This window comes from Delftia sp. 60, from assembly GCF_002754395.1.
GTDB classification, from domain to species: domain Bacteria; phylum Pseudomonadota; class Gammaproteobacteria; order Burkholderiales; family Burkholderiaceae_C; genus Comamonas; species Comamonas acidovorans.
In genome coordinates, this window is the sequence record NZ_PEFD01000001.1 from 2,277,096 (window position 1) to 2,300,091 (window position 22,996).

The window sequence follows — 22,996 nt, forward strand, 5'->3', positions numbered from 1 at the left end:
GTCAGCGGACCTCGACAGGCTCGCCCTCGCCGCGTGCGGCGATGCGTCCGATGGTGTAGACCGTCTCGCCCAGCTGCTTGAGCGTGGCGGCCGTGGCTTCGGCAGCCTCTGCAGGCACGACAACGACCATGCCGATGCCGTTGTTGAAGGTGCGGTTCATTTCCACGGCGTCGATGCCCGCCGTCTTCTGCAGCCAGGCGAACAGCTCGGTCTGGGGCCAGCTGCCGGCATCCAGGTGGGCGGCCAGGCCTTCGGGCAGCACGCGGGGGATGTTCTCCAGCAGGCCGCCGCCGGTGATGTGGGCCAGCGCCTTGATGGGGTGCTGCTCCAGCGCCGCCAGCACGTTCTTCACGTACAGGCGCGTGGGTTCCATGATGGCCTGCTTGAACGGCTTGCCGTCCAGCGATTCGGGCAGGCTGCCCTGGGCTTCGGCGCGCTCGATGCACTTGCGCACCAGGGAAAAGCCATTCGAGTGCACGCCGGCCGAGGCCAGACCCAGCACCACGTCGCCTGCGGCCACGCTCTGGCCCGTGAGGATCTTGGATTTTTCGACGGCGCCGACGGCAAAGCCCGCCAGGTCGTATTCACCGGCCGGGTACATGCCGGGCATTTCGGCGGTTTCGCCGCCGATCAGTGCGCAGCCCGACAGCTCGCAGCCGCGTGCAATGCCGCCGACCACGGCAGCGGCCGTGTCCACGTCCAGCTTGCCGCAGGCGAAATAGTCGAGGAAGAACAGGGGCTCGGCGCCCTGGACCAGCACGTCGTTGACGCTCATGGCCACCAGGTCGATGCCCACGGTGTCGTGCATGTTCCACTCGAAGGCCAGCTTGAGCTTGGTGCCCACGCCATCGGTGCCCGAGACCAGCACGGGTTCCTTGTAGCGCTTGGGCACCTCGAACAGCGCGCCGAAGCCTCCGATGCCGGCCATCACGCCTTCGCGCATGGTCTTCTTGGCCAGCGGCTTGATGCGCTCGACCAGCGCATCGCCAGCGACGATGTCGACGCCGGCGTCTTTGTAGGAAATCGGGGTAGAGGAGGGGGCAGAAGAGCTCATGGATGGGTACGGTGCGGTAGGCCCGATGCCGGGCTGGAACCCCGGGATTCTACGGCGCCGGCCGCCGGCAGGCGCGCGCGCCAGTGGGCTTCGAGGGGCTTTCGTTGCACATGCGGGCCGGCTGCCGCCGTGCCGGGCGCCGCGCAGACTAAAATCCCTCGTCCGCCCGGGAGCTCCCGGGCGTTGTCCGCCTTGCCGCAGCGCTGCGCCGAGGCGGGCCTGTCTTTGCTCTCAACCCAATGCCGTTGCCGATTCCTCTGCCTGCTTTTGCCGCATGGACCCGCCTGGACACAGGAAAGGGGGCGCTGCGCGTATGTCGCAGATGAAGCAGCTGGCTCTGGATATCAGCATGGCGTCGAGTCCGACGCTGTCGCGCTTTTTCGTCGGTCCCAATGCCGCAGTGATCGATCATCTGCGCCACTGGGTGGGCGACGGCCGCATGCAGACTGCCCGCACGCCGGTGCCCACCTATCTTTGGGGCGAGTCGGGCTCGGGCAAGACCCACCTGCTCAAGGCCGTGCGCGAGGCGCTGCGCGAGCAGGGCGCCATGGTGGGCTGGATGGATGCATCCACCCTGTTCCCGCCGCCGTTCGACGAGCGCTGGGCGGCGGTGCTGATGGACGACGTGGACATCTACACTCCGCTGCAGCAGGCGCGGGCCTTCAACTGGTTCGTGAATGCGACGAGCCCGGCCACGGGCTCGCCGCGCTGGGTGCTGGGAGCCGGCCCCCTGCCGCCGGCCGACCTCAAGCTGCGCGAGGATCTGCGCACGCGGCTGGGCTGGGGCCATGTGTTCCAGCTGCAACTGCTCGATGAAACCGCGCGCCGCGCGGTGCTGCGCCAGGAGGCCGATGCCCGTGGCGTTTTTCTGGGCGACGATGTGATGGACTACATGCTCAAGCGCTTCTCACGCGACCTGGGCAGCCTGATGCAGCTGCTCGACATGCTCGACGGCTTTGCGCTTCGCAACAAGCGCGCCATCACCATCCCGTTGCTCAAGACGATGCTGGAAACCGAATGAGCCCACATTCTCGTGTGGGCAGGGACTGCGGGAGCCGGCGGAGCCTGCGTTGCAAGGGCAGCGCGGGACCCATTTTTTTAGGATATGCATGACCTCTGATCAGAAGCAACTCCGGCCCCGGCTGGCGTTGTTCGACCTGGACCATACGCTGCTGCCGCTCGATTCGGACTACGAGTGGGGCGAGTTCACGACGCGCATCGGCTGGACCGATCCGGCCGAGTTCGGCCGCCGCAACGCCGAGTTCTTCGCGCACTACCAGGCCGGCACGCTCGACGTGCACGACTATGTGCGCTTTGCCACCGAGGCCTTCTGCGGCCGTGGCGCGCAACAGGCCGGCGAGGCGCACGAGCGCTTCATGCGCGAGGTGATCACCCCCGCGATCCGCCCCCAGGCACTGGAGCTGCTGCGCACGCACCAGCAGGCGGGCGACCAGATCATCATCGTCACGGCCACCAACGAGTTCGTGACGCGCCCCATCGCCGCCGCGCTGGGCGTGCAGGAGCTGATTGCCGTGGAACTGGAGCGCGACGCCCAGGGCTGGTTCACGGGCGAGATCCGTGGAACGCCCAGCATGCGCGACGGCAAGGTCCGGCGCATGCAGCAGTGGCTGGATGCGCGTGGCCTGGACTGGGGCGGCGTGGAGAGCTTCTTCTACAGCGACTCCTGGAACGACGTGCCCCTGCTCGAACGCGTGGACCACCCCGTGGCCACCAACCCCGACGCACGGCTGCGCGCCCTGGCCCAGGAACGTGGCTGGCGCATTCTGGACCTGTTTGGCGAAGCACCATGATCAAGAACATCATCGACAAGCTGCTGGGCAAGACCTCGGCTGCCCCCCGCGCCCGCAAGTCCCCCTTCGGCAAGCGCCAGGAAGTGCCCGTGCAGGTGCACGGCATCGACCCCAACCTGGTGGACCGGCGTGCCATCGACGTGGTCGAGACGCTGCAGGATGCCGGCTACGAGGCCTACATCGTCGGCGGCGCCGTGCGCGACCTGCTGCTGGGCCTGCGCCCCAAGGACTTCGACGTGGCCACCAATGCCACGCCCGAGCAGGTCAAGGGCCTGTTCCGCCGCGCCTTCATCATCGGCAAGCGCTTTCGCATCGTGCACGTGGTCTATGGCCGCGGGCGCGAGAACGAGGTCATCGAAGTCTCCACCTTCCGCGCCTTCCTGGACAACAGCGCGGCCGAGGCCGTGAGCGGCAACGAGCGCACCAGCAAGGCCCAGCTCGCCGGCATGCACCATGCGGTGGACGCCAGCGGCCGCGTGCTGCGCGACAACGTCTGGGGCCCGCAGGACCAGGACGCCACGCGCCGCGACTTCACCATCAACGCCATGTACTACGACCCGCGCACGCAGATCGTGGTGGACTATCACAAGGGCATCGACGACGCCAAGAAGCGCATGCTGCGCATGATCGGCGACCCGGCCACGCGCTACCGCGAAGACCCGGTGCGCATCATCCGCGCCGTGCGCTTCGCGGCCAAGCTGGCGGGCAAGGGCTTCAAGATCGAGCCCAAGACCGCCAAGCCCCTGGTGGAATGCGAGCCCTTGCTGGCCGATGTGCCGCAAAGCCGCCTGTTCGATGAAATGCTCAAGCTGCTGCAGACCGGCCACGCGCTGGCCTCGGTGGAGCAGTTGCGTGGCCTGGGCCTGGCACGCGGCATCTACTCGCTGCTGGATGTGGTGGTCGAGCGCGCGGAGCAGCCCTTTGTGCGCGCCGCGCTGACCGACACCGACCGCCGTGTCGAGGAAGGCAAGCCCGTGGCGCCCAGCTTCCTGCTGGCCTGCGTGCTGTGGCATGACGTCAAGACCGGCTGGGAGCGCCGCCTGAACCAGCGCCAGCACCCCTTCCCCGCGCTGCAGGAATCCATCGACGAAGTGTTCGACCAGCGCATCGGCGATGTGTCGGGCCGCGGCAAGCTGGCCGCCGACATGCGCGAGATCTGGGTCATGCAGCCGCGCTTTGACAAGCGCACGGGCGCCACGCCGTTCAGCCTGGTGGCCCAGCCGCGCTTTCGCGCGGGCTTCGACTTCATGCGCCTGCGCGCCGACATCGGCGAGGTCGATGAAAGCCTGGCCAGCTGGTGGCAGGAATTCCAGAACGCCGACGACGCGCGCCGCGACGACCTGATCGCCCAGGCCCGCGACGAGCAGCGCGCCCGCCAGCGCAGCGCCGAGCCCAAGGTGCACCGCGTGGCCAAGGCCCGCCCTGCGCGCGAGGACGCCGGCGCTGGCGAAGCGCAGCAGGCCGACGCACCTGCCGCCGCCTTGCCCCAGGTGGAGGGTGAGGAAGGGTCAGCGCCCAAGAAGCGCCGCCGCCGTCGCCGCAAGCCACAGGGCGGTGGTGATGGCGCCGTGGGCGGGGATGACTGAGCCGGCGCACTGGGTCGCCATTGGCCTGGGCGCCAATCTGGGCGACCGGGGCCAGGCGCTGGCCCAGGCGCTGCAGGCCATTGGCGGCCTGCCGGGCACGCGCCTTGTGGCCGTGTCCTCCCTCTACAGCACGGCGCCCGTCGATTCCAGCGGCCCGGACTACCTGAACGCCGTGGCCGCCGTGCACACCACGCTGCAGCCGCTGGCGCTGCTCGATGCGCTGCAGGCCATCGAACTGGCGGCCGGCCGTGAGCGTCCCTACCGCAACGCGCCGCGCACGCTGGACCTGGACATCGAACTGTGGGACGACGAGCGCATCGCGCTGCCGCGCCTGAGCGTGCCGCACCCGCGCATGCACGAGCGCGCCTTCGTGCTGGTGCCGCTGGCCGAGATCGCGCCTGAGCGCGTAACGCCCGCGCAACTGCAGGCCGTGGCGGGGCAGGGCATCCGCCTGGCGCACAAGCCTGGCTGGCATCTCCGACAAGCCTGAATCCCGAAAGTGGCCTGAATGAAAAAGCCGCAGCGCCCTGAGGGCGGCTGCGGCTTTTTGCCAGGCGGGACGCAGTGGATCGGCTCAGTCCACCTTCGCTCCGGAGGCCTTGACGATGGGCTGGTACTTGGCGCGCTCGGCGGCCATGAACCTGTCGAATTCGGCGGGTGTGGAGGACACGGGCTCGGCCATCAGGGTCTCGAAGCGGGTCTTGGTCTCGGGCGCGGCCAGTGCATCGCCAAAGGCCCGGCTCAGCTTGTCCAGCACGGGCTTGGGCGTGCCGGCCGGGGCCACCAGGCCCCACCAGGTGTCGATGGCAAAGCCGGGGAAGGTCTTGGACAATGCGGGCACGCCGGGCAGCAGCGTGGTGGGGTTCAGCGAGGTCACGGCCAGCGCCTTGAGCTTGCCGGAGCGGATGTTGGGCGCTGCGGCGGCCAGGTTGTCGATGTTGAAGTCCACCTCGCCCGACAGCAGGGCCAGCTGGGCCGGGTTGGCGCCGCGATAGGGCACGTGAAGGGCGAAGATACCAGCCTTTTGCTTGAGCATTTCGCCGGCCAGGTGGCCCGCGCTGCCGTTGCCGCCGCTGCCGTAGTTGAGCTTGCCGGGGTTGGCCTTGGCGTAGGCGATCAGGTCGGCCACGCTGTGGATCTTGAGCTGCTCGGCACGGGCCGCGTTCATCACCAGCACATTGGGCACGCGCACCATCTGGGTGATGCCGGCGAAGTCCTTGCCCGCGTCATAGGGCATCTTGGCGTACAGCCAGGGATTGACGGCATGGGTGGCCGTGGCGGCCAGGCCGATGGTCATGCCGTCCGGCGTGGCACGGGCAATGGCGTCGGCGCCGATGTTGCCGCCGGCGCCGGCCTTGTTGTCGATGATCACCACTCCCAGGGAGTCACGCACCCGCTCGGCCAACGCGCGCGAGGTGATGTCCAGCGGACCGCCGGGCGCATAGGGCACGATCAGGCGGATGGGCTCTTGCGCCAGGGCAAGCGGGGAGGCCAGGGCAGCAGCGGCCGCCATGACCGAGAGAAGGCTGTTTCTACGGTTCATAGGGGCGCTATTGTGCAAAAAAATTGCGACACCTGGCGGTACGCAGGTATGCAGAGCAGTTTTTCTGCGTATTGATTGATCTGCCCTGGCTTCAGGCTGCCTTGTCGGCTTCCGTGGTGAAGGCGTCGGCGTAGAACTCTTCGTCGGGCAGGCCACGCTGGTGCACATAGGCCTGGTGCGCGGAATCGACCACGATGGGCGCGCCGCAGGCATAGACCTGGTGGCCCGAGAGGTCGGCAAAGTCGTCCAGCACGGCCTGGTGCACGAAGCCCGTGCGGCCGGTCCAGGCGTCTTCGGGCAGGGCATCCGAGACCACGGGCACGTAGCACAGCTGCGGCATGGCTTCGGCCTGTTCGCGCACCCAGGCGTCCATGTAGAGGTCTTCGGGGCGGCGGCCGCCCCAATACAGGGTGACGGAGCGGTGGATGTCCTTGTGGCGGATGTGCTCCAGCAGCGCCTTGATGGGGGCGAAGCCCGTGCCCGAGGCCAGCAGGATGACGGGCTTGTCGCTGTCCTCGCGCAGGAAGAAGCTGCCGAACGGTCCTTCCACGCGCAGGATTTCCTTTTCCTTCATGGCGCCGAACACATGGTCGGTGAACTTGCCGCCCGGCATGTGGCGGATGTGCAGCTCCAGCCCCGGCGCCGTGTCCTGCACGTGGGGGGCCGTGGCCATGGAGTAGGCGCGGCGGGCGCCGTCGCGCAGGATGAACTCCACGTATTGGCCTGCGTGGTAGCGGAACTTGTCTGCGGCGGGCAGTTGCAGGCGCACCTGCATCACGTCGTGCGACTTCTTCTCCAGCGTGGCCACGCGCACGGGCATTTTCTTGATGGGAAAGGCGCTGGCATCGGTGACCTGGCGCGACTCCAGCACCACCGAGGTGGCTGGCCGGGCGCAGCAGGTGAGCACATAGCCGTCGGCCTCTTCCTGGGCGGTCAGCGCCTTGTCGGCATGCGGGCCATGGGTGACATCGCCACTGAGCTTCTTGCACTTGCAGGAACCGCAGGCACCGTCCTTGCAGCCATAGGGCAGGCCCACGCCGGAGCGGATGGCGGCGGCCAGGATGGTCTCGCTGTCCTGCGTGGCGAAGGCGCGGCCGCTGGGCTGTACGGTGATTTCGTGGGAAGCGTTGGCTATCTCGGTCATGTTCTCGGTATCCTCGGGGGCGCCGGCGGGCGCGTGGAGCGCGCCGGCGATCTTCTTTCCCGGACGGACATGCCGCTGCCGCGACCGGCGGCGCGCGGGTGGCCGCCCTCGCAACAGGCCAGGATTTTGCCCTCAAACCAAAACCCATTGGGCGCGCTGCCGGCGCGCTTTCGACGCGAACGCGTGCTCATCGTCGGCTGCGGCGACGTGGGGCTGCGCGTGGCTGGTGCATTGGCGGGCGCGCCCGGCGCGCGCTCCGGCGTCGCACGACGGGGCCCGCGCGTGCTGGCCCTGACGCGTGGCGCCGAGCGCCTGCAGGATCTGCGCGGGCGCGGCATCACGCCGCTGCTGGGCGATCTGGACGCACCTGCCACGCTGCGCCGTCTGGCCGGCCTGGCCACGCGCGTCGTCCACCTGGCGCCGCCGCCCAATCCGCCCGCTGGCGAAGAGGGCTGGTGGCTGGACCCGCGCACCACGGCCCTGCTGCGCGTGCTGCGCCGTCGCGGCCGGCCGGCGAGCCTGGTCTATGGCTCGACCTCCGGTGTCTACGGCAACTGCGAGGGTGCCTGGATCGACGAAAGCCGCCCGCCCGCACCGGCCACGGCGCGTGCCCAGCGCCGCGTGAACGCCGAGCGTGCCGTGCGCTTTGCCGGGCGCGGCGGGCTGCGCGCCAGCATTTTGCGCATCCCGGGCATCTATGCGCCGGACCGGGAAAACGGTACGCCGCGCGGGCGCCTGCTGCGCGGCACGCCCCTGCTGTGCGCCGCAGAGGATGTCTACACCAACCACATCCATGCCGACGACCTGGCCCGCGCCTGCGTGCGGGCGCTGTGGCGCGGCCGGCCGCAGCGCATCTACAACGCCAGCGACGATACGCAGCTGCGCATGGGGGACTATTTCGACTTTGCGGCCGATCTCTACGGCCTGCCGCGCCCCGCGCGCATCACGCGCGAGCAGGCACAGCGCGAGCTGCCGGCCAGCCTGCTGAGCTTCATGGGGGAGTCACGCCGCCTGCGCAACCAGCGCCTGAAGGCCGAGCTGGGCCTGCTCTTGCGCTACCCCACCGTAGAGCAGGGCCTGCGCGCGTGAATCAGCGCGGATGGATGCCGCCGTTGGTGTCGTAGCAGCGGAACACGTTGCAGTGCGAGATGGGCGCCGAAGGCGGCAGCGGCTGCGGTGGCACGGGGCGCCCGACGATCCACGGCCGGTTGATGGCATTGGGCTGCAGTGCGCGCGATTGCTGCAGCTGCTCATAGGCCTTGGGGCCCAGGCAGGCCATTTCCATTTGCTGCTGGGCGGCCTGGCTGCGCGGGCCCCAGGTGGCGGGATCGGGATTGGACTCGGCCAGGATGGTGTCCAGACGGCGGCGCGCCTGCTGGCAGGCGGGTGAGTCGCCGCTGTCGCGCTGGGCCGAGTTCTCGCGCTCGCGCCGGCTGCGCGCCTCGCGCTCCTGCTGTTGGGCGCGCGCGCGGCGCTCGGCCTCTTCGCGGGTCAGTTGCTGGTTCTTGCGCTCTATGGCGGCGGCGGACTGCGCGCGCTCGCGTTCCAGCTCTTCGGGGCTGGGGGCTTCCTGCACCTGCACGCGGTTTTCACCGTCCTTGCAACTGCTGTTGGTGTAGGTGACGCGGCCGGTCTTGGCGTCCGTGCAGCGGATGACCTGGGCCGAGGCCGGGCCTGCGGTGAGCGCCACCACCAGCGTTGCAAGCATCGGTACAAGCGCCGCCAGTGCCCGGCGCTGGCAAAGGTCTTGGGTGCGGTGCATGGCGGTTTCCTTTCCCATCACAAACGGCACAGGGATGTGGTGCATTGCCGATTATGGTGCGCAGCGCAGGGGGCTGGATATGCCGCTGGTCAGCCGTTCAACGCCAGTGGCGCGGATCCTGCGTGGGGTAGGGGTTGCCGCCGCCCTGGCTTTCGCGCTGCATGCGCTCGATGGCGCGTTGCTGCTGCTCGCGGTCACGCTGCTGCTGTTCCCGGTCGCGTTGCTGGCGTTCACGATCGCGTTGCTGCTGGCCCTGGTCGCGCTCGCGGTCCCGCTGCTGGCGCTCGGCTTCGCGGCGCTGCTGCTCCTGCATGCGTTCGCGCAACTGGCGGTCGCGGTCCTGTGCCTGGCGGTCACGGTCCCGGTCGCGCTCGCGCATTTCACGCTCGCGCTCCTGGCGGTCGCGCCAGGCGTCGCGGTTGCGCTCCTGCTGAATGCGCTCGCGCTCGTACTGCAGGCGATCGCGCTCACGCTGCAGGCGCTGGCGCTCGTACCAGCCGTTGTCGGGATAGGCGGGCTGCGTGGGATAGGAGGGGTAGATGACGCCGCCGCCAGAGGGGTAGCTGGGGTAGGTCGGATAGCTGGGGTAGCCGGAGCCCATGTCCGAGTAGCCATCGGGCGGCACGGCGCAGGCGGTGACCAGGGCGGCGAGGCCAAGGCCGGCCAGCAGGCGCAGCGTGCGCAGGGGGCGCAGGTCACGCTGCTGGTGTGACTGCGCGGTGGGGGCGTTGGAACGGGGCATGGTATGGGGTCCGGGCAAAGGCGTGTTTCCTGTCTGGATCTCTTCCTATGACGTTTGACAGGCCGTATTGGTTGACCTGGGTCGTCCTTGCAAGGCAACAAGGGCGACAGCGGAGCTTCTATTTTGATAGCAATTCGCCCATATTCTGTAGGTGTTGCCAGATGAATTGCGCAGGCGTGGTGCGCAAGGGCGCCTGCCGCCCCGATCGCGGCAATGGCTTGCGGGCGCGGCTAGAATGGCCTCTGTCTTTGGCGGTGCGCAGTCCGTGCGCCGCAAAGCAGCGTTCTCAGGGCGGGGCGAAATTCCCCACCGGCGGTATCTGGATCTGTCTTTAGGCATGTGTCCAGGAGCCCGCGAGCGCCCGGCAAGCCGCAAGGCCGGCCGGGGTCAGCAGATCTGGTGAGATGCCAGAGCCGACGGTCACAGTCCGGATGAAAGAGATCGCGCAGCACCTGCATGGCAGGCGCCATGCCCATGGTTGTCCCATGGGCTGCGCCGCGCCATGCGGCGCCATGGCGCGCGCCCTGATTCATTTGTCTCATCTTGAAAGAGCACCATGAATCAGACTCCTGTCTCCTTGAATTTCTCCGCACACGGCACGGCCTCGGGCACGCCGTGGAGGGCCGTCGCGGGCCGCAGCCGCGTGGCCGTCATCTGCGCGAGCTGGCATACCGATGTCGTGCACCAGGCGCGCGACTCCATGGCGGCCGAGCTGCAGGCCCAGGGCGTGGCCGCGCAGAACATCAGCCACTTCAATGTGCCCGGCGCCTTCGAGATCCCGCTGCTGGCCAAGAAGCTGGCCGACACTGGCCGCTTCGACGCCATCATCGCCTGCGCTCTGGTGGTCAATGGCGGCATCTATCGCCATGAGTTCGTGTCCTCGGCCGTGATCGACGGGCTGATGCGCGTGCAGCTCGACACCGAGGTGCCCGTGTTCTCCGCCGTGCTCACGCCGCGCGACTTCCACGAGCACGGCGACCATGTGGAGTTCTTCCGCGCCCACTTCGTGAAGAAGGGCGTGGAGGTGGCCCATGCCTGCCTGGCGGCCCTGGACCAACTGGCCCAGGTGCAGGCGCTGGGCCAGGCCCGCGCGGCCTGAGTTGCAAGCGTCGCCTGCGTCGCCGGTTGCGGCGCGCCACCCAGCACAGCTTTGGGTGGGGACGGATGCTCGTAAACACTGAGTTGGTGCCGAGTGTCGCGGCCCCGTCACGCGGCATTGCCAAGCCGCGATGACGGGAATAACGTGACGGCCTGTTTCAACTGAGGAGTGCGCGATGAAGATGTCCCGGAAGTTGTGTATTGCGGCCGTCGTGGCCGGCATGGGTGGCGTGGCCATGGCCCAGGAGCAGGTGATCCGCATCGGCCACATCGGCCCGGTGTCCGGTCCCCAGGCCAATTTCGGCAAGGACAACGAAAACGGCGTGCGCATGGCCATCGACGAGCTCAATGCCAAGGGCATGGAGATCGCCGGCAAGAAGGTCAAGTTCCAGCTGGTGGCCGAGGACGATGTGGCCGATCCCAAGCAGGGCACGGCCGCCTCGCAGAAGCTGTGCGACGACAAGGTCGCCGGCGCCGTGGCCTTCCTCAACTCGGGCGTGGCCATTCCCTCGTCCAAGGTCTTCCAGGACTGCGGCATTCCCATGATCACGGGCGCGGCCACCAACCCCGACCTGACCAAGCCCGGCTGGAACACCACCTACCGCGTGATCGCCAATGACAACGCGCTGGGCGCGGCACTGGCCAAGTACGCGGCGCAGACGCTCAAGCTCAAGACCGTGGCCATCATCGATGACCGCACGGCCTACGGCCAGGGCCTGGCCAATGTGTTCAAGAAGGATGCGGAAAAGCTGGGCGTGAAGGTCGTGGCCTCGGAGTTCACGAACGACAAGGCCACGGACTTCATGGCCATCCTGACCTCGATCAAGGCCAAGAAGCCCGATGGCATCTTCTACGGCGGCATGTACGGCCAGGCCGGCCCCATGCTGCGCCAGATGGCCCAGCTGGGCCTGAACGATGCCAAGTACTTCGGCGGCGACGGCCTGTGCGTGCCCGAGCTGGCCAAGGTGGCGGCCGGTGCCAAGCCGCTGGACAACGTGATCTGCGCCGATGGCGGCGCCTCGCTGGCCAAGATGCCCGGCGGCACGGAATGGAAAAAGCGCTACGACGCCAAGTACCCCGGCCAGTTCCAGGTCTACAGCCCGTACTTCTACGACGCCACCATGATGCTGGCCGACGCCATGAAGCGCGCCAACTCCTGGGACCCCAAGGTCTACATCCCCTTCCTGCAAAAGGCCGACTACTCGGGCGTGACCTCGAAGATCGCCTTCGAGAAGAACGGCGAGATGAAGAACCCCTCGTACACGCTGAGCGTGTTCAAGAACGGCCAGAAGACAGCCCTCGACTGAGCGAGCGTCCTTCCTTCGTTTTCATGCCCGCCCCGTGCGGGCTTTTTTTCGTGCACTGTCCATGATCCTCAGGCCGGGGCCGGCGCATCGACCACGCCCGGCAACCGGGCCAGATAGGCCTGCAAGGCAGCGATGGCCTGGCGCACCTTGGCGGGCTGGGCCTGGCGCTGCGGGGTGACGGCCCAGATGTCCAGGCCGCCGAAGTCCCAGTCGGGCAGCAGGCGCACCAGGCGGCCTTCGGCCACCGTGTCGGCCACGTCCATGCTGCCCAGCAGGGCCAGGCCAAGGCCCGCCTCGCACATCTGCTGGATGGACAGCTGGTTGTTGCTGGCCACATGCGGCAGCACCTGCAGGCTGTAGGTCTCGCCCGTGTCAGGGTGGCGCGCCTCGGCACGCAGGGCCTGGCCCTGGCCCTCGCGCGCCAGGCCCAGCCAGCGCATGCTGGCCAGCGGTGCCGGGTGGCGCCAGGCCGCGCTGCCTCCCTGGGCCTGTATCCATGCGGGCGAGGCGCACAGCCAGTTGCGCATGGCGCCCAGGCGCCGGGCGGCCCAGCCGGAATCGGCCAGCCGGCCGAAGCGCAAGGCCAGGTCGATGCGGCTTTGTATGAGGTCGATGGGCGCGTCGTCCACATCCAGGTGCAGGCGCAGTGCGGGGTGCCGCGCCAGCCAGTGGCCCAGGGCCGGCGCGATGTGGCGGGCAAAGCCCACGGTGGCTGACAGGCGCAGCTCGCCGCCTGGCTCGTCGCGCGCGGCCGCCAGCTCGGCCCGCGCCTGGCTGGCGGCCTGGGCCATGGCGGCGCACTGCTGGTAGTAGCGCTCGCCCGTGTCGGTCAGCGCAATCTGCCGGGTGGAGCGGTGCAGCAGGGTGACGCCGCCATCGCGTTCGAGCTGGCGAACCTGCTGGCTCACGGCCGAGGGGCTCATGCCCAGGGCACGCGCGGCGGCGCTCATGGAGCCGTGCTGCACCACGGCGGCGAAAACGGCCATGCGTTTGTAGTCATCCATGGGCTGTATTGTGAAGCTGCACTTCAAGGTCTTGGTAAAAATTGCCGTCTACCGCACGCATTGTGAACGGCGTAATCTCAATGCCATCGTGAACAGGCGCCCTGGCGCCATAAAGGACCGAAGATGAAAGTGGCATTGATTGGCGCAACCGGCTTTGTGGGTTCGGCGGTATTGAAGGAGCTGCTGCAGCGCGGCCATGAGGTCGTGGCCCTGGTGCGCGACCCCGCCAAGCTGGCGCCCCAGCCGCGGGTTCAGGCCGTGCAGGCCGATGTACTGGACGCCGCCGCCGTGCAGCGCGCCGTGGCGGGCGCGGACGCCGTGGTCAGCGCCTACAACGCGGGCTGGGGCAATCCCGACATCTATGAGGACTTCATGCGCGGCTCGCGCGCCATCGTGGCGGGCACCAAGGCGGCCGGCATCAAGCGCTACCTTGTGGTCGGCGGCGCAGGCAGCCTCTACATCGCACCCGGCAAGCAACTGGTGGACACGCCCGAGTTCCCGGCCGCCATCAAGCCCGGCGCCTCGGCTGCCCGCGATGCCCTCAACGATCTGCAAAAGGAGCAGGGCCTGGACTGGACGATGCTGAGCCCGCCCATTGCCCTGCACCTGGGCGACCATGGCGAACGCACGGGCCAATACCGCACGGGCAAGGATGAGCCGCTGATGCAGGCCGATGGCCAGCCCGGCACGATTTCGGCAGCGGACCTGGCCGTGGCCCTGGTCGACGCGCTGGACAAGGGCTTGCACCTGCGCCAGCGTTTCACCGTCGCTTACTGAACACCTGCGCCAGTCCACTGGTGCCGCAGCGGTCTCCATGGCATGCTGGTGTCCGTCATGAACAGGCAGGAGCACAGCCATGATCGACCACACGGGAATCCTCGTATCGGACTTCGAGCGCAGCAAGGATTTCTATGCACGCGCCCTGGCGCCGCTGGGCTATGAAATCCTCATGGAGCTTTCTGCCGAAGTCACGGGCCATACGGACACTGCGGGCTTCGGCGAGCCGCCCAAGCCCGATTTCTGGATCAGCGGGGGCACGCCCAATCAGCCTCCCATCCATGTGGCCTTCCGCGTGGACAACCGTCACATGGTTGACGACTTCCATGCGGCGGCCCTGGCGGCAGGCGGGCGCTGCAACGGCGAGCCCGGCCTGCGACCGCACTACCATGACGACTATTACGCAGCATTTGTGCTCGACCCCGACGGCCACAACATCGAGGCCGTCTGCCACCTGCCGCCGGCCTGAGTCCCCCTGGCGGCACTGGGGCCTGCGCGGCAGCTGACATCAGGCGGTCGCATGGCACAGCACAATATTGCGCTGCAACAAAAAGGCCCCACGTTCCCCATGCCCCCTTCCGTCTCCGCTGCGGCCGGCTCCGTTTCCGCGTCATCCACACCCACGGCCGCCCAGGCCTGGCTCAGCGTGATCGCGCTGGCGCTGGGCGCCTTCGTCTTCAATACCACCGAGTTCGTGCCCGTGGGCCTGCTCAGCAGCATTGGCGCGAGCTTTGGCATGCCCACCGAGCAGGTCGGGCTGATGCTGACCATCTATGCCTGGATCGTGGCCCTGGCCTCGCTGCCCTTCATGCTGCTCACGCGCAATGTGGAGCGGCGCAAGCTGCTGATGGGCGTGTTCGCGCTGTTCGTGGCCAGCCATGTGCTGTCGGGCGTGGCCTGGAGCTTTGCCTCGCTCATGGTCAGCCGCATCGGCATTGCGCTGTCGCACGCGGTGTTCTGGTCCATCACCGCCTCGCTGGCCGTGCGCGTGGCGCCGCCCGGCAGGAAGGCCGTGGCGCTGAGCCTGCTGGCCACCGGCACCTCCATGGCCATGGTGCTGGGCATTCCGCTGGGCCGCATCGTGGGCGAATGGCTGGGCTGGCGCACGACGTTCCTGGCCGTGGGCGGGGTGGCCGCCATCGTCATGGTGGCCCTGGCCCGGCTGCTGCCGCTCCTGCCCAGCGAGAACGCGGGAAACCTGGCCAGCGTGCCCATGCTGCTGCGCCGCCCGGCGCTGCTGTCCATCTACATCCTGCTGGTGGTCGTGATCACCGGGCAGTTCACGGCCTACAGCTATATCGAGCCCTTCGTGCAGGACATCGCGGGCTTCGAGGGCAAGGTGACCACGGCCGTGCTGCTGCTGTACGGCGGCATGGGCATCGTGGGCAGCGTGATGTTCAGCTGGTGGGGCCTGCGCCATCCGCGCGGCTTTCTGCTGGCCGCCATTGGCGTGCTGTCGGCCAGCCTGCTGATGCTGGTGCCGGCCTCGGGCCATGAGGCATCGCTCTACGTGATGAGCTCGGTCTGGGGTGTCGCCATGATCTGCTTCGCCCTGGCCATGCAGTCCCAGGTGCTCAAGCTGGCGGCCGACGCCACCGATGTGGGCATGTCCATGTTCTCGGGCATCTTCAACATCGGCATTGGCGGCGGTGCGCTGCTGGGCAGCCAGGTCAGCATGCATGCGGGCATGCAGAACATCGGCTGGATCGGCGGCGGCCTGGTGGCGCTGGGCCTGGCCTGGTGCATCTGGGCCTTCATGCGCTGGTCGGCCGGCTTCCAGGCCGCGCACTGAAGCGGGTCAGTCGCCGGGTGCCCGCATGGCCTGGGCGTAGCGCTGCGGTGCCAGGCGTGACACCAGCACGCAGACCATGAGCACGGCGCCCAGCTGTGCCAGCCAGCCGGCGCCGAATCCGCCCGTGAACTGGTGCAGCCGGGCGATCACATAGGGCGCCAGCGCCGCAATCAGAAAGCCGCCGCCCTGCATCAGCGCGTTGAGCGCACCGGCCTGCGTGGGGTGGGGAAGATGGTCCAGCGCCACCACCATCATCAGCGCGAAGCAGCCACCCAGGCCGATGCCGAGGATGACGATGTTGAGCAGCGGCGCCGCATCAGGCCACCAGGCCAGGGCGGCCAGGCCGATGATCTGGCACAGCAGCGTGAACCCCAGCCACGGCCGCCGGTCGGCATGGCGCGAAGCCAGCACGGGCAGTCCCAGCGCGGCGCTGGCCTGGGCCACCGAAAGCAGGGCGACCAGGCCGCCGCTTTGCGCGGGGCTCCAGCCGTGCGTCTGGTAGAAGGGCGCAAGCCAGGCCACCATGGCCGCATAGCCGCCATTGATGAGGCCGAAGCAGGCCATCAGCAGCCAGGTGCGCGGGCGCTGACGCAGCCAGCCGGTGTCTTGCGAGGTATGGGTCGCCATGGGCGCCGGACCCGGCAATGTGCTCAGCGCATGCCGCGCCAGCACCAGGGCCAGCAGGGCGGGCGCAGTCCAGAGCGCCAGTGCAAAGCGCCAGTCCAGTCCCCATTGCACGGCCAGCGGCGAAATCTGGGCACCGAGCGCCCCGCCGCCCATGAGCGCGGCCGAGTACAGCCCCATCATCTGGGCCATGTGTGCGGGCGACTGGCGCTTGATCAGGCCCGGCAGCACGCCTTGCACCAGGGCCACGCCAGCGCCGCACAGCGCGGCCGTGGCCAGCAGGGTGGCTGCACTGGAGCCCGCCACGCGCAGCGCGCAGCCCAGCGCAATCACCGCCAAGGATCCGACCACGGCGCGGCGCGGACCCAGGCGCCGCAGCGCGGCCGGGGCCAGCCAGGCGCCCACGCCCATCAACGCCATGGGCAGCAGCGTCAGCCAGGACAGCGTGGACAGATCCATGCCCGTGGAGGACTGGATCTGCGGGCCCAGCGGGCCGATGGCCGTGAGAAACGGGCGCAGGTTCAGCGTGACCAGGACCACGGTGGCCAGCCACAGCGCCGTTGGAATGGCGTGTGCTGCGGCAGGCGCCTCGGTGCGTGTGGGCGCAATGGACGACATGGCTTCAGGCCCAGGGGGCGTTGCCATACAGCTGGGCCGCCGTGATGCCCGTGTCCAGCCGCGTCAGGGGCAGCGGTGGCGGCTGCAGCGGCATGCGCAGCCGCTGGTAGGCGCCTTCGCTGGACAGGCCGTAAGGCTGGGCGTCCGCGTTGTCGAAGGCGAAGAAAACCTGCCCGGCCCCGGCCATCACCAGCGCCGCCAGGCACATGGGGCAGGGGTGGCCGCTGGCGTAGATGGTGCAGCCAGCCAGGCTGGGGTTGGCCTGGGCGCGCGTGCCGGCGCGCAGCGCCTGCATTTCGGCATGGGCACTGGGGTCATGGCTTTGCACGATCTCGTTGACGCCCGTGGACAGGATCTGCCCCTCGCGCGCGAGCAGGGCGCCGAAGGGCCGGCCGCCCCGCAGGCGGTTGTCGTGCGCCAGCTGCACGGCATGGCGCAGAAGGCGAATGTGTTCTTGTTCTTGCATGGGGATGGCTGTGCAATCGGGAGCTGAGGCCGCAGTCTAGGACGGGGCCCATCAATTGGAAAATTAAATGATCAAATGCTGGGCAGTGACAAAGCCACTGAAACTCGCCCAAGCCCCATGCAACCCTCTTCCATAGACCCCACCCTGCTGCGCAGCTTCTGCGCCGTGGCCGAAACCGGCAGCTTCACGCGCGCGGCGCAGGGCGTGCACCTGACCCAGTCCACGGTCAGCCAGCAGATCCGCAGGCTGGAGGAGCAAATGGGCTGCACGCTGCTGGACCGCAGCGGGCGCCATGTGGAATGCACGCTGGAAGGAGAGCGCCTGCTGGCCTATGCGCAACGCATCCTGGCCCTCATGGACGAGGCCGTGGAGCAGTTGGCTGGCGCCACCGAGGCCGTGCTGCGCATCGGTGTTCCCGAGGACTTTGCCGGCAATGCCTTGATGCCCGCCTTGGGCGCGCTGGCGCGCAGCCAGCCGCAGTTGCGCCTGGAGCTGACCAGCGGGCTGTCGCAGGCGATATGGCAGCAACTGCAGGCCGGCGAGCTGGACCTGGCCATCGTCAAGCAGCGCAGCGGCAGCACGCCCGGCATGGCGCGCTGGCCCGAACCGCTGGCCTGGATAGACAGTGCGCGGCATCCCTGCCACGGGATGGATCCCTTGCCCCTGGTGGTATTTCCGCAGGGCGGCCTGTACCGCAGCGAGATGACGCATGCGCTGGATGCCGCCGGCCGGCGCTGGCGCCTGGCCTATGTGAGCGCCAGCCTGGCCAGCCTGGAAGCCGCCGTGGAGCAGGGCCTGGGCATCAGCCTGCTGCCGCGCAGGCTGGTCGGGCCCGGCCACCGCCTGCTCGACGGCATGGCCGGCTTCGCACCCGTGCCTGATGTGGAGGTGGCACTGCATGTGCGGGCCCAGTTGTCGGCGCCGGGGCGGCGCCTGGCTGAGCGCCTGTGTGAGGTGTGCGAGGCGTTGCTGGGTGTGTCTTAGTCGAACAGCTCGGCGTGCGTGCCGGCTCGCACGAAAATGATTGATTCGTTGGCGCCCTGGCCATCGAGCCGGTAGATCAGCAGGAAATCGCCCCCCACGTGGCACTCCCTGTGATCGGCCCAGTCGCCGGTGAGGGCATGGTCCAGCCACTGAGGCTCCAGGGGGCATCGTTGGCAATCAGCAGCAGCATGGCCTCCTTCAACCGCTTCATGTCATGGCGGCCGGAATGCGACAGCCGGACCCAGTCCTTGGCGAAAGCCTTGGTCCGGTCCGATGCGCGGGGAAGGACTGCGCGCTTACTGCTCGCTGCCTTTTTCGAGGTCATGGAGCAAATCGTCCGCGGTGGCAAAGCGTGCCTTGCGCATGGTGCGTGCCTCCTGCATGGCTGCGCGCGTCTCGGCGTTGGGTGCCCTTAGGTCGAAGGGCAATTGCTGGTCGGCCACCACGCGCATCAGAAAGACACGTACGGCATCCGACACCGTCAAGCCCATGCCGGCCAGGGTTTCGGCGGCCTGTGCCTTGATCTCTTCATCCACGCGCACGTGGATCATGGTGGTGGTTGCCATGGTGTGCTTCTGCAAAAAGGGGTGAGATACATTGTATCTCGCAGGGTAAAAGACAGGTAAGGAGGCAGGTTGCTGGGATGTCGCTTGGCGGCTCCAGCCTTCGAGCCCTCCAACAAAAATCCCCGCCGTGGCGGGGATGGTCAGTGGGTGACGCGCAGGCTCAATCCATCGTCAGGTTCTGCTTTTGCACCACATCCTTGTAGACCGCCAGTTCGGCCTTGATCTCTTCAAAGAAATGCTCGGGCGTGTCGGCCACGATCAGCGAGCCGGTTTCCTCGATGCGCTTCTTGATGGCCGGGTCCTGCAGCACCTTGCGCGTGGCGGCGTTGACCTTGTCCACGATGTCGCGCGGCAGGTTCTTGGGGCCGACGATGCCGTAGTAGGCCATGCGGTTGACGGGGGCCAGGCCCACTTCCTTGAAGGTGGGCACATCGGGCAGGGCGGCAAGGCGCTGGGGGGCGGCCACCACGATGGGCACCAGGCGCTTTTCCTTGACGAAGCCCAGGGCGGAGGGCAGGTTGTCGAAGATCAGCGGAACCTGGCCGGCCACGGCGTCGTTCAGCGCGGGGCCGCTGCCACGGTAGGGCACGTGGGTGATGTCGGTGCCCGTGGACAGCTTGAACATCTCCATCATCAGATGGGTGATGCTGCCGTTGCCGGGCGAGGCGTAGGAGTACTTGCCGGGGTTCTTCTTCACCTCGGCCAGGAACTCCTGGTAGTTCTTGCCCGCGAACTTGGGGTTGGCCGCAATGATGTTGGGCGTGGCCGCGATGTTCACGATGGGCGTGAAGTCGGTCAGCACGTTGTACGGGATCTTGGGGTTGATCGCCGGGTTGGTGGCCGTGGTGGACACGGTGGCGATGCCCAGGCTGTAGCCATCGGGCTGGGAGCGCGCCGTCTCGGCCGCGCCGATGCTGCCGCCGCCGCCGCCCTTGTTCTCGACCACCACGGGCTGGCCCAGGGCACGGCCCAGCGGTTCGGCCACGATGCGCGCGATCAGGTCGGTGGTGCCGCCGGCCGCGAAGGGCACGAGCAGCTTGATGGGCTTGGTGGGGTAGCCCTGGGCATGGGCTGCGCCCGAAAGCGCGAGGGCGCCGAGGATGCCGGCGAGCGCGATGCGGGAGGTGTGAGTCATGGTGTTGTCTCCTTGAATGGATGTTGTGGACGTTTGTTGTGAGGCACCGACGGGTGGGAGGGCGTGATTCTTTAGGACATTCTTATGGCGGTGCTTGGGCTGAGAAATGTGGAGGAGGTGTTGCGCGGCGCTGGCGATCAGACCACGCCGCGCGAGCGCAGCGCCTGGATGGCCATGGGCGCAATGCCCAGCTCGCCCAGCACTTCATCGGTGTGCTGGCCCAGGGAGGGCGGTGCGCTGCGCAGCACGGGCGGGGTATCGCTCAGCCGCATGGGGCTGGCCACGCCGGCGATGCGCGAGATGCCGTCGCCGGCCTCGCGCGGCAGCTCGACGCGTATGCCGCGTGCGCGCACCTGCGGGTCGTCGAAGGCCTGGGCGATGGTGTTGATGGGGCCGCAGGGCACGGCCTTGTCTTCCAGCAGCGCAATCCATTCGGCCGTGCCGCGTGTCTTCATGAGGGGCACCATCCGCTCCAGCAGCGCCTGGCGATTGCGCACGCGGGCGGTGTTGGTGGCAAAGCGCTCGTCCTGCGCCCAGCCGGCTTCGCCGACGGCGGCGCAAAAGCGCGCGAACTGCCCGTCATTGCCAATGGCCAGCAGCACGTTGCCGTTGGCCGTGGCGAAGTCCTGGTAGGGCGCCAGGCTGGGGTGGATGTTGCCGGCACGGCCCGGCGATTCGCCCGTGGCCAGAAAGCCGGCGGCCTGGTTGGCCAGCACGGCCATGCCCACGTCGAGCAGGGCCATGTCGATGTGCTGGCCCCGGCCCGAGGCCTGGCGCGCATGCAGCGCAGCCAGGATGGCATTGCTGGCATACAGGCCCGTGAACACGTCGATCACGGCCACGCCCACCTTGAGAGGGCCGCCTCCGGGCGCCTCATCGGCATGGCCGGTGATGCTCATCAGCCCGCACATGGCCTGCACCATGAGGTCGTAGCCCGCGCGTTCGGCATACGGGCCGGTCTGGCCGAAACCCGTGACCGAGCAATAGATCAGGCGCGGGTTGAGCGCCTTGAGGCTTTCGTAGTCCAGCCCGTACTGGGCCAGGCCACCGACCTTGAAGTTCTCCACCAGCACATCGGCCCCTGCCGCCATCTGGCGAATCAGCTGCTGCCCATCGGGGGTGGACATGTCGATGGTGACCGAGCGCTTGTTGCGGTTGCAGGCCGTGAAATAACTGGCCTCCTGCGTGGCCTGGCCATCGTCGCGCGCCAGGAACGGAGGACCCCAGTGGCGCGTGTCATCGCCGGCCACGGGCCGCTCGACCTTGATCACATCGGCACCCAGGTCGGCCAGCGTCTGCGTGCACCAGGGCCCGGCCAGCACGCGGGAAAGATCAAGCACCTTGATACCAGCCAATGCGGCCGGCGAGGAGGATGTGGAGGACATGAGAGGGAAGAAATATGAGCGCGCCCGATGCCGCTGGTAGTTCAGCTGAGTGCTTGAGCTTCCATCCCCCATAGCGTGCGAGACGGACGCTGCCCAAGCGAGAGACGCCGAGCAAGAGCCGCCTCGCGGCGAGGGCGTCGTCCCCCTCCCTTGCGGAGCAAGTAGAGAGGGGGAAGCCGCGCAGCGGCTCAGGGGGAGCTTCAGTTCGAAAACGCTGCGATGCCGGTCTGAGCCCGGCCCAGGATCAGCGCATGCACATCGTGCGTGCCCTCGTAGGTGTTGACCACTTCCAGGTTGACCAGATGGCGGGCCACGCCGAACTCATCGCTGATGCCGTTGCCGCCCATCATGTCGCGCGCCATGCGGGCGATGTCCAGCGACTTGCCGCAGTTGTTGCGCTTGATCAGCGAGGTGATCTCGATCACGTTCTGGTGCTCGTCCTTCATGCGGCCCACGCGCAGCGCGGCCTGCAGGCCCAGGGTGATCTCGGTCTGCATGTCGGCCAGCTTCTTCTGGATCAGCTGGTTGGCAGCCAGGGGGCGGCCGAACTGCTTGCGGTCCAGCGTGTACTGGCGCGCCGTGTGCCAGCAGAACTCGGCTGCGCCCAGGGCGCCCCAGGCAATGCCGAAGCGTGCGCTGTTCAGGCAGGTGAAGGGGCCCTTGAGGCCGCGCACCTCGGGGAAGGCGTTTTCCTCGGGAACGAAGACGTCGTCCATCACGATCTCGCCCGTGATGGAGGCGCGCAGGCCCACCTTGCCGTGGATGGCCGGGGCCGACAGGCCCTTCATGCCCTTGTCCAGGATGAAGCCGCGGATCTCGCCCACATGGCCGTCCTCGGTCACTTCCTTGGCCCAGACCACGAACACGTCGGCCACGGGGCTGTTGGTGATCCACATCTTGTTGCCCTTGAGGCGGTAGCCGCCGTCCACCTTGTAGGCGCGGCTGGACATGCTGCCGGGGTCGGAGCCGTGGTCGGGTTCCGTCAGGCCGAAGCAGCCGATGAACTCGCCGCTGGCCAGCTTGGGCAGGTACCTGTTCTTCTGGTCTTCGGTGCCGAATTCATTGATGGGCACCATCACCAGCGAGCTTTGCACGCTGGCCATGGAGCGGTAGCCCGAGTCCACGCGCTCGATCTCGCGCGCCACCAGGCCGTAGCTGACATAGTTCAGGCCCGCGCCGCCGTACTGCGTGGGGATGGTGGGGCCCAGCAGGCCCAGCTCGCCCATCTCGCGGAAGATGCTCACGTCGGACTTTTCGTGGCGGAACATTTCCAGCACGCGGGGAGCCAGCTTCTCCTGGCAGTAGGCATGGGCCGCGTCGCGGATCATGCGCTCGTCTTCGCTCAGTTGCTGGTCGAGCTGGAAGGGGTCATCCCATTGGAAGCTGTTGCGGGCCATGGCGTGGTTTCTCCAAAAAACAAAGAGGTCAAAGGCGGGTCGCTGCCATATGCCAAAGCCGGGCAGGCTGTGGCCATGGAGCGTTGTTGCGACGCATCTTAGAAGCGGGCCTGGGCCCGGCGCAAACGATGTTTGTTCATCCATGAATGCGTAAAGCGCATGTATGGATTCCATGTTGCGGGTTATTCCCTATGATGTGAG

The 22,996-nt window shown here is 68.0% G+C and carries 25 protein-coding genes and 1 riboswitch; of the genes, 11 read left to right on the forward strand and 14 right to left on the reverse strand.

Annotated elements, in window-relative coordinates:
- Window position 1: 1 nt before the first annotated feature.
- Window positions 2-1,054: a phosphoribosylformylglycinamidine cyclo-ligase gene (purM, locus tag CLV01_RS10305; protein ID WP_012204108.1), complete on the reverse strand. Its 1,053-nt coding sequence runs from the start codon at window positions 1,052-1,054 to the stop codon at window positions 2-4.
- Between the two features lie 322 nt (window positions 1,055-1,376).
- Between purM and hda the strand changes: the two genes are divergently transcribed.
- From hda to folK, 4 genes are all read left to right on the forward strand, one after another.
- A complete protein-coding gene (gene hda / locus CLV01_RS10310; RefSeq protein WP_026062235.1) occupies window positions 1,377-2,075 on the forward strand; it encodes a DnaA regulatory inactivator Hda in 699 nt (232 codons plus the stop codon).
- Window positions 2,076-2,163: 88 nt separating this feature from the next.
- On the forward strand, window positions 2,164-2,865 hold the full coding sequence (locus tag CLV01_RS10315) for an HAD family hydrolase (RefSeq protein ID WP_043824060.1): 702 nt from the start codon (window positions 2,164-2,166) through the stop codon (window positions 2,863-2,865).
- A complete protein-coding gene (gene pcnB / locus CLV01_RS10320; protein ID WP_012204111.1) occupies window positions 2,862-4,451 on the forward strand; it encodes a polynucleotide adenylyltransferase PcnB in 1,590 nt (529 codons plus the stop codon). The genes CLV01_RS10315 and pcnB overlap by 4 nt, the downstream gene beginning before the upstream one ends.
- The gene (gene folK / locus CLV01_RS10325; RefSeq protein ID WP_099734374.1) at window positions 4,426-4,941 is read left to right on the forward strand and encodes a 2-amino-4-hydroxy-6-hydroxymethyldihydropteridine diphosphokinase; all 516 of its coding nucleotides are present in this window, start codon (window positions 4,426-4,428) and stop codon (window positions 4,939-4,941) included. Before pcnB ends, folK begins: the two co-directional genes overlap by 26 nt.
- Window positions 4,942-5,025: 84 nt before the next feature.
- Here the strand turns inward: folK and CLV01_RS10330 are convergent, their stop codons facing one another.
- Window positions 5,026-5,994, reverse strand: a complete 969-nt coding sequence (locus CLV01_RS10330; protein WP_180288371.1) for a Bug family tripartite tricarboxylate transporter substrate binding protein — start codon at window positions 5,992-5,994, stop codon at window positions 5,026-5,028.
- A 91-nt stretch (window positions 5,995-6,085) separates the two neighbouring features.
- Window positions 6,086-7,138 carry a CDP-6-deoxy-delta-3,4-glucoseen reductase gene (locus CLV01_RS10335; protein ID WP_099735191.1) on the reverse strand — a complete coding sequence of 351 codons (1,053 nt, stop codon included), beginning with the start codon at window positions 7,136-7,138 and terminating at the stop codon, window positions 6,086-6,088.
- A 69-nt stretch (window positions 7,139-7,207) separates the two neighbouring features.
- On the opposite strand from CLV01_RS10335, the gene CLV01_RS10340 reads away from it, so the two are divergent.
- Window positions 7,208-8,227, forward strand: a complete 1,020-nt coding sequence (locus CLV01_RS10340; protein WP_180288372.1) for an SDR family oxidoreductase — start codon at window positions 7,208-7,210, stop codon at window positions 8,225-8,227.
- A gap of 1 nt (window position 8,228) precedes the next feature.
- Here CLV01_RS10340 and CLV01_RS10345 read toward each other — a convergent pair whose 3' ends face one another.
- Together CLV01_RS10345 and CLV01_RS10350 are read right to left on the reverse strand one after the other, a co-directional pair.
- The gene (locus tag CLV01_RS10345) at window positions 8,229-8,900 is read right to left on the reverse strand and encodes a DUF4124 domain-containing protein (RefSeq protein WP_013803653.1); all 672 of its coding nucleotides are present in this window, start codon (window positions 8,898-8,900) and stop codon (window positions 8,229-8,231) included.
- 97 nt (window positions 8,901-8,997) lie between these two features.
- Window positions 8,998-9,642, reverse strand: a complete 645-nt coding sequence (locus CLV01_RS10350; RefSeq protein WP_099734371.1) for a hypothetical protein — start codon at window positions 9,640-9,642, stop codon at window positions 8,998-9,000.
- 278 nt (window positions 9,643-9,920) lie between these two features.
- Window positions 9,921-10,089, forward strand: a riboswitch (FMN riboswitch).
- A 109-nt stretch (window positions 10,090-10,198) separates the two neighbouring features.
- Here CLV01_RS10350 and CLV01_RS10355 point away from each other — a divergent pair.
- A complete protein-coding gene (locus CLV01_RS10355) occupies window positions 10,199-10,741 on the forward strand; it encodes a 6,7-dimethyl-8-ribityllumazine synthase (RefSeq protein WP_012204119.1) in 543 nt (180 codons plus the stop codon).
- Window positions 10,742-10,916: 175 nt separating this feature from the next.
- A complete protein-coding gene (locus CLV01_RS10360; RefSeq protein WP_013803650.1) occupies window positions 10,917-12,047 on the forward strand; it encodes a branched-chain amino acid ABC transporter substrate-binding protein in 1,131 nt (376 codons plus the stop codon).
- A 68-nt stretch (window positions 12,048-12,115) separates the two neighbouring features.
- Here CLV01_RS10360 and CLV01_RS10365 read toward each other — a convergent pair whose 3' ends face one another.
- Window positions 12,116-13,051, reverse strand: a complete 936-nt coding sequence (locus CLV01_RS10365) for a LysR family transcriptional regulator (protein ID WP_012204121.1) — start codon at window positions 13,049-13,051, stop codon at window positions 12,116-12,118.
- A gap of 123 nt (window positions 13,052-13,174) precedes the next feature.
- Between CLV01_RS10365 and CLV01_RS10370 the strand changes: the two genes are divergently transcribed.
- From CLV01_RS10370 to CLV01_RS10380, 3 genes are all read left to right on the forward strand, one after another.
- Complete coding sequence (locus CLV01_RS10370; RefSeq protein WP_099734370.1) at window positions 13,175-13,828, forward strand: NAD(P)-dependent oxidoreductase; 654 nt, start codon at window positions 13,175-13,177, stop codon at window positions 13,826-13,828.
- 79 nt (window positions 13,829-13,907) lie between these two features.
- On the forward strand, window positions 13,908-14,297 hold the full coding sequence (locus CLV01_RS10375) for a VOC family protein (RefSeq protein ID WP_012204123.1): 390 nt from the start codon (window positions 13,908-13,910) through the stop codon (window positions 14,295-14,297).
- 99 nt (window positions 14,298-14,396) lie between these two features.
- The gene (locus CLV01_RS10380; protein WP_099734369.1) at window positions 14,397-15,620 is read left to right on the forward strand and encodes a sugar transporter; all 1,224 of its coding nucleotides are present in this window, start codon (window positions 14,397-14,399) and stop codon (window positions 15,618-15,620) included.
- 6 nt (window positions 15,621-15,626) lie between these two features.
- Here the strand turns inward: CLV01_RS10380 and CLV01_RS10385 are convergent, their stop codons facing one another.
- Together CLV01_RS10385 and CLV01_RS10390 are read right to left on the reverse strand one after the other, a co-directional pair.
- Window positions 15,627-16,862, reverse strand: coding sequence for a cyanate transporter (locus CLV01_RS10385; protein WP_099734368.1), 1,236 nt, complete (start codon window positions 16,860-16,862; stop codon window positions 15,627-15,629).
- 4 nt (window positions 16,863-16,866) lie between these two features.
- Window positions 16,867-17,328, reverse strand: coding sequence for a nucleoside deaminase (locus CLV01_RS10390; protein ID WP_099734367.1), 462 nt, complete (start codon window positions 17,326-17,328; stop codon window positions 16,867-16,869).
- Window positions 17,329-17,445: 117 nt separating this feature from the next.
- Between CLV01_RS10390 and CLV01_RS10395 the strand changes: the two genes are divergently transcribed.
- Entirely contained in the window at window positions 17,446-18,312 is an 867-nt protein-coding gene (locus tag CLV01_RS10395) for a LysR family transcriptional regulator (protein WP_099734366.1), read from the forward strand.
- Here the strand turns inward: CLV01_RS10395 and CLV01_RS29955 are convergent.
- The 6 genes from CLV01_RS29955 to CLV01_RS10420 form a co-directional block, all read right to left on the reverse strand.
- The gene (locus CLV01_RS29955; protein ID WP_441306981.1) at window positions 18,309-18,458 is read right to left on the reverse strand and encodes a type II toxin-antitoxin system YafQ family toxin; all 150 of its coding nucleotides are present in this window, start codon (window positions 18,456-18,458) and stop codon (window positions 18,309-18,311) included. The genes CLV01_RS10395 and CLV01_RS29955 overlap by 4 nt on opposite strands.
- Window positions 18,389-18,637, reverse strand: coding sequence for a hypothetical protein (locus tag CLV01_RS10400; RefSeq protein WP_441306983.1), 249 nt, complete (start codon window positions 18,635-18,637; stop codon window positions 18,389-18,391). The genes CLV01_RS29955 and CLV01_RS10400 overlap by 70 nt, the downstream gene beginning before the upstream one ends.
- Window positions 18,609-18,878 (reverse strand): type II toxin-antitoxin system RelB/DinJ family antitoxin, encoded by a 270-nt coding sequence (locus tag CLV01_RS10405; RefSeq protein WP_099735190.1) that lies wholly within the window; start codon window positions 18,876-18,878, stop codon window positions 18,609-18,611. Before CLV01_RS10405 ends, CLV01_RS10400 begins: the two co-directional genes overlap by 29 nt.
- A 160-nt stretch (window positions 18,879-19,038) precedes the next feature.
- Window positions 19,039-20,013, reverse strand: coding sequence for a tripartite tricarboxylate transporter substrate binding protein BugE (locus CLV01_RS10410; RefSeq protein WP_012204128.1), 975 nt, complete (start codon window positions 20,011-20,013; stop codon window positions 19,039-19,041).
- A 137-nt stretch (window positions 20,014-20,150) separates the two neighbouring features.
- Window positions 20,151-21,398 carry a CaiB/BaiF CoA transferase family protein gene (locus CLV01_RS10415; RefSeq protein ID WP_099734365.1) on the reverse strand — a complete coding sequence of 416 codons (1,248 nt, stop codon included), beginning with the start codon at window positions 21,396-21,398 and terminating at the stop codon, window positions 20,151-20,153.
- A 200-nt stretch (window positions 21,399-21,598) separates the two neighbouring features.
- Window positions 21,599-22,795 (reverse strand): acyl-CoA dehydrogenase, encoded by a 1,197-nt coding sequence (locus tag CLV01_RS10420; RefSeq protein ID WP_013803645.1) that lies wholly within the window; start codon window positions 22,793-22,795, stop codon window positions 21,599-21,601.
- Window positions 22,796-22,996 lie beyond the last annotated feature (201 nt).